3 protein-coding genes are annotated in these 2,727 nt (G+C 74.6%); all 3 read right to left on the reverse strand.

Features of this window, described 5'->3' with window-relative positions; all coding sequences use genetic code 11:
- On the reverse strand, positions 1–975 hold a 975-nt coding region (locus tag I53_RS23040; protein ID WP_051045003.1), incomplete at its 3' end, for a phage major capsid protein.
- A gap of 26 nt (positions 976–1,001) precedes the next feature.
- On the reverse strand, positions 1,002–1,514 hold the full coding sequence (locus I53_RS23045; RefSeq protein ID WP_043355122.1) for an HK97 family phage prohead protease: 513 nt from the start codon (positions 1,512–1,514) through the stop codon (positions 1,002–1,004).
- A gap of 93 nt (positions 1,515–1,607) precedes the next feature.
- Positions 1,608–2,727: phage portal protein (locus I53_RS23050; RefSeq protein WP_043355123.1), on the reverse strand; the 1,120-nt coding region annotated here is incomplete at its 5' end.

The raw sequence follows: 2,727 nt of genomic DNA on the forward strand, positions 1-2,727 counted from the left end.
GCCGGTTCTGACGAAGCCGGCATTCTGCCGGTAGGCCGCCCGCAGCCCGTAGACCAGATCGAACAGCACGTCCGCCGGGCTGGCGGACGGGAAGGCCCCGGCCGCCCCCGTGGCGATCGTGCCGAGCTTGCCCGGCACCCAGGCGGCATTGGGTACCGTGTCGTAGCTGAGGAAGCCCCGTGGGCGGCTCGCGCCGTTGCCGGACACGAAGGCGACGCCCTCCTGCTCGGCGAAGGCGGTCTCCACCTCGGCCGAGAGCCACGCGTCGAGATCCACCACGGCATCGTCGAGAAGCGTCTGGGTGGCGGCGGGCATCGCGTAGAGTTCCATGGCGGGGAACGCGATCTCCGACAGGGCCGGCGCGGCGGTCTCCGGTCGTGGCGCGGTCTCGGCGGCCCAGCCGGTGACCGGCGCGCCCACCGAGACCGCCCGCTTGTACTGGGATCCCGAAATCTGCTGCACGCTGGCGATCGACCGGATCGGCGAGACCTGGACGAGGCGCGTCAGCACGGTGCGCTCGATCGTGTCGGGGACGAGGTAGCCGCCATCCGGCCCGGAGCCGGCCGACAGGGCCTTGGCCTCCAGGCGCTTCAGGCCGCCGCTCTCGCCGGCCCGGACGTAGAGATCGAAGGCGGCTTTGTGCTCGTGCGCGGCCCCCGCCTCGCGGATGTCCGACTGCCCGAGGTGCGGCCGGGCCCGCTCCAGGGCGATCCGGTCGAGGCGGGTGCGGGCGGCGTCGAGAGCCGCGTCGATCCGGGCGAGCTTCTCCTCCGTGAGCACGTCTGCGCCGAGGCGGCCCTCGATCTGGTCGATCCGGGCGTCGTTCGTCTCCTTGAAGGCCGCGAAGGCGGCGGCGAGCTCGTCGAGGGCCGAGCGGACCGGGCCGCCCTCGGGGTGCGCGGCCTTGTTCTCCAGGAGTGGCAGGCCGCTCTTCGTCGCGAAGGCGGGATCGGTGTTCAGGGTCTGGGCGTCCATCGTGAGCCTCGTCGGCGGGGTGAAAGTCAGGACCGCGCGGCCAGCCGAGGCCGGGCGGCGGGTCTGGCGGTGCGGAGCGGTGCGATCAGGCCGGCGAGGCCGCGGATCGCGTCGGCCTCCGGATCCGGCTCGGGGCTGGGGCTCGCCCTCGCCCCCGGCTGCAGCGGGAAGGTCACGAGCGAGATCTCCCAGAGTTCGACCTGCTGGAGCCGGCGCTCGCCGCCGGCGCCCTTCCGGGCGCGCAGCGTGCGGAAGCCGATCGACAGCCCGTCGAGGCCGCCGCCGCGCATCAGGGCGTCGACCTCCCGGGCGCGCTGCACCGCGAGGTTGAGCTGGCCTTCCGCGAACAGGCCGCGGCCATCCTCGCGCAGGGCGAGCCACCGGCCGATCGGCTCGGCGGGATCGTGCTGGAACAGGAGCCGCACCCCCGCGGCCCCACGCCGGGCGAGGCTCACCGCGAAGGCGCCGGGCACCACCACGTCGCGGCCCAGATCAGGCACGCCGAAGAGGCTGGCATAGCCGGAGAAATGCCCGTCCATGGGGGGATCCTCGCGTGAAGCGGGTCGTGAGGGGACGTTCGGAACTGCCACGGGCCCTCCCTCCCCCGCGCCGGGAGGAGGGAGACCTGCGCCTCACCGGGAACCCGGCTCCTGCGGCATCGCGGGCGGGTAGCCCACCGCCTCGCGCTTCTCCGCCACCGACAGGAAATCGGCGGCCTCGACCCGGCGCCACAGGGATTCCCGCTCCACCGCCAGCGCCTCGATCCGATCGAGGTCCGGCTCCAGGTCGACGGGGCCGAAGGCGGGCTCCAGCCAGCCGGCCAGCGCCTGCGCGGTGCGGGTGGCGAGGGGGATCAGGGTCTGGCGGTAGAGGGCGCGGTTGGCCTCGGCGTAGTTGGCGTGGGTGTTGTCGCCGGGCAGCCCCAGCAGCAGCGGCGGGACGCCGAAGGCCAGGGCAATCTCCCGGGCCGCCGCGTTCTTGGCCGCGACGAAATCCATGTCCCGCGGCGACAGCGCCAGGGGCTTCCAGTCCAGGCCGCCCTCCAGCAGCAGGGGACGGCCGGCATTGGCGGCCCCCTGGTAATTCGCCTCCAGCTCCGCCTTCAGCCGGTCGAATTGCGGTTCGGACAGCGACGCCCCGGCGAAGACCAGGGCCCCGGACGGCCGGGCGGCATTGTCGAGGAGCGCCTTGTTCCAGGCGCTCGCGGCGTTGTGGATGTCGAGGGCCGCGGCGGCGGCCGCGATCGGGGCGAGGCCGCCGGTCTCGTCGTCCGGGTGGAACAGCGCCAGCGCCAGGATCGGCGCCACGGCGGCCCCGGGTTCGGGCAGATCGAACCGGCGGCTGCGGCCGCCCGCCGTGTAGAGATAGGCCGTCGGCCAGCCGTCCGGGCCCGGCAGCATCCGCATGCGCCCGGGCCGGAGAGCCTGGAGCGCCGCGATCCGCCTGTCGAGGCTCACCGCCTCGAGATAGGCCGTGCCGCCGAGCAGGAGGTCGGCATAGACGGTTTCAAGCAGGTGCGTGCCGCTCTCCCGGGGGTTCGGCCGCGCCAGCAGCGCCAGGAGGTCGCCCGCCCGCTCGGCCCCGGGGCCGGTGGCGATCAGCGGCAGGCTCGCGGTGCTCTCGGCGACGAGCCGCACCGCCCGGTGGACCACCGGGTTGGCCTGGTAGCCGGCCCGGGCGAGGGCCGCCGGATCGCNGGGCGTCCAGCTGGCCCGTCCCTCGGCATAGAGGGCGAAAGCCGGGGCCGCGGCG

The organism is Methylobacterium sp. B1, from assembly GCF_000333255.1.
Lineage (GTDB): Bacteria > Pseudomonadota > Alphaproteobacteria > Rhizobiales > Beijerinckiaceae > Methylobacterium > Methylobacterium fujisawaense.